4 protein-coding genes are annotated in these 4817 nt (G+C 54.6%); 3 read left to right on the top strand and 1 reads right to left on the bottom strand.

Annotated features, from left to right (window positions below):
- Nucleotides 1-254: 254 nt before the first annotated feature.
- Entirely contained in the window at nucleotides 255-998 is a 744-nt protein-coding gene (locus HQL56_16500) for a hypothetical protein (GenBank protein MBF0311117.1), read from the bottom strand.
- Between the two features lie 663 nt (nucleotides 999-1661).
- Between HQL56_16500 and HQL56_16495 the strand changes: the two genes are divergently transcribed.
- From HQL56_16495 to HQL56_16485, 3 genes are all read left to right on the top strand, one after another.
- Nucleotides 1662-3233: a hypothetical protein gene (locus tag HQL56_16495; GenBank protein MBF0311116.1), complete on the top strand. Its 1572-nt coding sequence runs from the start codon at nucleotides 1662-1664 to the stop codon at nucleotides 3231-3233.
- Between the two features lie 346 nt (nucleotides 3234-3579).
- A complete protein-coding gene (locus tag HQL56_16490; GenBank protein MBF0311115.1) occupies nucleotides 3580-3999 on the top strand; it encodes a hypothetical protein in 420 nt (139 codons plus the stop codon).
- A 44-nt stretch (nucleotides 4000-4043) separates the two neighbouring features.
- Nucleotides 4044-4787 (top strand): hypothetical protein, encoded by a 744-nt coding sequence (locus tag HQL56_16485; GenBank protein MBF0311114.1) that lies wholly within the window; start codon nucleotides 4044-4046, stop codon nucleotides 4785-4787.
- Nucleotides 4788-4817: the final 30 nt, after the last annotated feature.

The following is a 4817-nucleotide window of genomic DNA, read 5'->3' as shown; positions in this document are numbered from 1 at the left end:
CGGATGGGGGGATGAGGCCCCCCCTTGCCCCCCCGCGGTCCGCTGCGATTCTCAAGATCGTATATGGGATCGGCTTTTCAGGCTTTCACCGGCGGCAGCGGACCGCGACGTCAACGGACACGTCAACGGACAGGAACGGACACGTCAACGGACAGGAACGGACACGGCAACACCTCGGGGCGCTGCCCCGAACCCCGCCGGGGGGGATAATCCCCCCCGGACCCCCGTATATTTCTTCGGCTCGAACCCTGTCTTTACCGCCAGATACCACTGGTTTGGGTTTTCAAATCCGCCAGCGGCATCATCTCCTTGTTGCCGGCCTTCGACACCATCTGGCCCATGCCATCCATCTCCACCCCGCCCTCATCCTCATCGGGCTCCCCCGTCTTCAACTGCAATGCCAATTGCAGTCCCACCGTGCCGATCTCCTTGCCATCCCGCCGGACCGTCTCCATAACGATGACCACCGGTTGCGCCAAAGGCCCCTTCTTCAATTTGAACAAGCCCAACGTCTGCTTTTCCTTCGACTTGGCATAAACCTTTCCAATCCCACCCGGCTCATCCTGTAAATTCTTGCCCAACCCATTGCCCCGAGACGCCGTAAAAACCACATCCCCATTCGAACTGATCAGAAAGAGATCCGTATAGCCGTACTTCATCACATGAGTGTCCACCCAACCCGCATACCGATCCGCCATCTCCGTCCACATCGGCCCGCATATCTTGCGCCCATCGGTATCATAAGCCTCTTCCAGAGCGGTAATGGTCCGTCGGACCTCCTCGCTCGCCGCCATGACACCCAAATCCACGAACCGACGTCCAAACAGCTTTTGGATATCCTCCTGCTGCAGAATCCGCCCACTCTCCAACCGGGCAATCTCCTCGTCCGGAGTCAGGGTCCGTCCTTTAAATACCATGGTGCCAAGTAGTAAAAGAATAACAGGGCCAGCAGCATAGGCAATGAGTTTGTAGCGTTTGGTGAGAACAAGGCGAGACATGGTGGGCCCCTTTCCAGCTTTTGTTAGAAAGGAACAGTCTGATTTCATAAAGATCGTACCATATTGGAGAGGGAATTGGTCAAAAATCGTCAACCGGGAGAAGATTTTCCGTTGCGCTGCGGATAAAAAGAGTAAAAACAGTAAACTAGCCGTTATATCAAAGAGTTGCACACGGTGTCCGGGGCATTTTGTCAAATGCGCAGCTTGAATGATTTAAGATAATCAGAAGGAGTCGGCTGGATGGGGTTGGGCGTCAATCTATGGAAATGGCAACATACAATCCTTGATATAAATATTAGAAACGTAGAACTCAATAAGGAATAACGTGTCTGCAATACTCCCCCTCAAGCTCCCCTAATCCGATTAATAACGTAAAAGAATTAAAATGCTGGATAAGTAGCATGACAATCGAAAGATGGATATTCGATTAGATGTTCCGCGTTTCGTTGGAGTCCCCTTTTCCGAGAGGGTTCCTGTCAGCACCCCGGCTTTGCCTCTGCTCTTTCACCTTGGAACATGGAGAGTAAAATGCCTTACAAAATAGTAAATCTCAAAGAAGCCTTCCAATCACTGCCAAAAGAGGTGCAAAATGGTCGAGATGCACAACCGGACATACCGGAATGGCGTCGTCAACAGCAGCGAGAGGATAATCAGGTTGACTGGGTGATTCGGCGCGCGGATGAAATCCGCGAGGAGAAGGGCTGGTCCGAGATGGACCCCGCCGCAGAGGTGCAGGCCACTTTTGATTCCCACGCGCATCAACGCCAACACGGGGACGGCATCTGGGACTATCCGGGCGGGATGCCGCCGGAGTCGGTGGAAGAGGTTTCGGAGGAGCCTGCCACCCGGGCCGAAAAACGGCTCTGGGAGGACGACCCCATCCCCCTGCTGTCGGACCCGCATTTCGACCGGGGGGTGAAGCGTCTGGCGCTGGCTCAGGTGCAGCGGGAGAATCCCAGTGTGGACTTCTCCTTCCTGGAACCCGAAACCCGCGAGAGTTTTCTCTTCGGCGATAACGGGTTCGCCGCCAAACTGGGGCGGGAAATGCGCCACTGGGGACCCTTTTCACCCGCCGGGGGCGGCTGGGGACAGAGCGCCGCCATGAGCCTTGCCGAGGGTTCCACGGGAGGTGGGGAGTCGGCGGGCCGTTCCGCTGACGAGAAGCCCGGTTCAACGGGCGCTTGGGGAGCCGATGCCCCCTCGGGCGGTTTTGATTTCGGCCTCGGGGCGTCGTCGGATACCTCCGGTTCGGCTTCCGGCGAGGGCGGGTTTGGCTCGACCGGGACTTGGGGAGCCGACTTCCCCTCGGGCGGTTTTGATTTCGGCCTCGGGGCGTCGTCGGATACCTCCGGTTCGGCTTCCGGCGAGGGTGGGTTTGGCTCGACCGGGACTTGGGGAGCGGGCTCCCCCTCGGGCGGTATTGATTTCGGCCGTGGGGCGTCGGCGGATACCTCCGGTTCGGCTTCCGGCGAGGGTGGGTTTGGCTCGACCGGGATTTGGGGGGCCGGATCTGCCTCGGGAGGAAGTGATTTCGGCGGGGCTGCCGATTCCACGCCTTCTCGTGGCAGGGAGTCCGATTCTACCGGTGGCCAGGGGACCGATACCTCCGGCGAATCCGGTTCCAGGGAGACGGGAGTGGGGGGCGCTTGGCAGACCCCGTGGCCTTCCGGGGCTTCCGATAGGGGTGAAGCAGAGGATTTTCCCCCCGTGACCGTACCTCCCGAGTCACCCGGCCGCGAGGCTGATGCCACCCCGGTCGGTACCGCCGGTGGGCAGACGGAAAAGCCCAAGTCCACCGAATTGGATCCCGCCCTGTTTGTGCAGGGAGCGATGGAGTGGGCAGATAAAAATGTACCACTTAAAGATGGTGCAGGCCCTCAATCCGATACAACAGGTTCTGACTGCTCCGGAGCTATTGACCAGATTCTGAGGAATGCCTATGGATATCAGGGATCCTATCACAATACGGCTGATTTTGGCAATCACCCCTTGTTTCGTCCTCTTGGCAAAGGGGAAAAACCTCAACCCGGAGATGTGATCACTATGGATCTTCCGACTGACAGGAATCCTCGAAACAAGCACATGGTGATTGCAGGGCCAGATTTTGGCATCAATGGCAACAATGAGGTCTTGCATATGTCGACTGAAGCCAAGAAGTTTATTCCGCAGGATATTAGAGGGTTAAAAAAAGCAACAAACTTTCGCTATTTCCGCCTCATAAGTAATGGGAAATAAGCGTTCTTGACACCTCAGCAGGAGCCCTTTCCTGACGATGGGCTCCTGCTTTTTTACAGTTAGGGGGGGGAAATTGATTAAACTTTACAGTATGGTGCTTTTTCTGTTTCTGGCTACCGTTGGGGGAGTAAATGCAAAGGTATTGCAAGAATATAGCAATAAAATAGATGCGATGGATCAATCCTCGGCACAGGATACCATTCTGGGGTTTGTTGAGAGTGAATATATGGGGTATCCTTACGCAAGGCATTCCTTATGCGAATATACGAAATACAGTTGGCAAGTTCAAATTGAAAGAGAAGTTATTGCGCAGCGTGGACTGTGTATTGCCTGTCGAACTTACCATATGAATGATAATCCGATACAGATCGTCTTGAGTTACCGACTGGTGGATTTGCAGTTGCAGGAGGATCGTGGTTTGGCGGTAGTGGAATTCGACCGGGTGATGGTCACCGAAGGGGAGGGAATGGATCGGCTGTTCCTGGAGGATCGCAAGCCCCATGACCGTGTGAAATACCAGTTGGAACGTCGTGAGGGGAAGTGGTTTGTGATGGATCCCGGCGTGGCGCGGGTCTCTTTGCCGGGGTTGATGAACCACTATCGGGAGAAGAGTGTAGCGGATCCCCCATTTCAAATTCGAAATGAAGTACTCGTTCTTCCTGAAAATACAAAACCGAACTTTCGTACTCCCAAGTTGAAGGAGGATCTGGAGTCCATCTTGAGAGTCTATAAACGATTGGGCATCCCCGTGGCCGATCAGGGGTGAGCGGTTTTTGTGGGGGCACGTTGATCAGACAAAGGAAAATTTCCATGAGCCGCATACGCCAATGGATTCTGTACACCTTCCTGTTTTTTTCATGCTTTGCAGGAATCGGCAATGAGTTTCTTGACCGCCTGGAGGCGTTGGATGACTCCAGTCCGGAGGAGACCTTGAAACTCTTTCTGGAGGCTGATTATTACGATATTCGCTTTGTACGGGAGATGTTGACACAGATTGATTTCACGGAAGACTCAGGTGGCTCCCCTGACGTTGGCTGTGTGCTGTGTCGGCCATCGGAATATGATAATTGCCCTATCGCCTACATTGGCGGCTATGCCCTGGTTGATTGCGAGGTGGATGGGGATCAGGGGGATGCCACGGTGGTTTATCAACGTGTTGCCGTAAGTTCGGGTATCTGGCACAGTCGAAAATTCGAACTTGATTATCAGGGGGAGGAACGGGTGTGGTTGCAACTGGTGCGCGAGGAGAATAAGTGGCGGATCGTTGATCCGAAAATGCTGCATAACTCTCTTTCCTACTTTAAAAAAAGGTATTTGAAGGAGATTGCGGAAGACGTATTGCGTGCCAGGCAATTTAAAAGATATGGTCATTTCGAGGGTGATCCGGATGATAATGCCGGTACCCGAGCTGCCTGGGAGCTGGTTGATCGGATGGACAGGGGGCTGGAGATGGCGCGGCAGAATCCGTGGACGTTGCGTTCGATTGATAAATGCCGGAGGAAGGTCCGGGTTGAGGGAGATCACGCACCGGAAGGCGCGGCGCATAAGCCGTAGTCGGGAAACAGGGGATGGGGGGAAGGGGGA

This window comes from Magnetococcales bacterium (assembly GCA_015231925.1).
Taxonomy (GTDB): domain Bacteria; phylum Pseudomonadota; class Magnetococcia; order Magnetococcales; family JADGAQ01; genus JADGAQ01.
The sequence above is the reverse complement of the archived record's forward strand: the minus strand, read 5'-3'. Positions and strand labels throughout refer to the sequence as shown.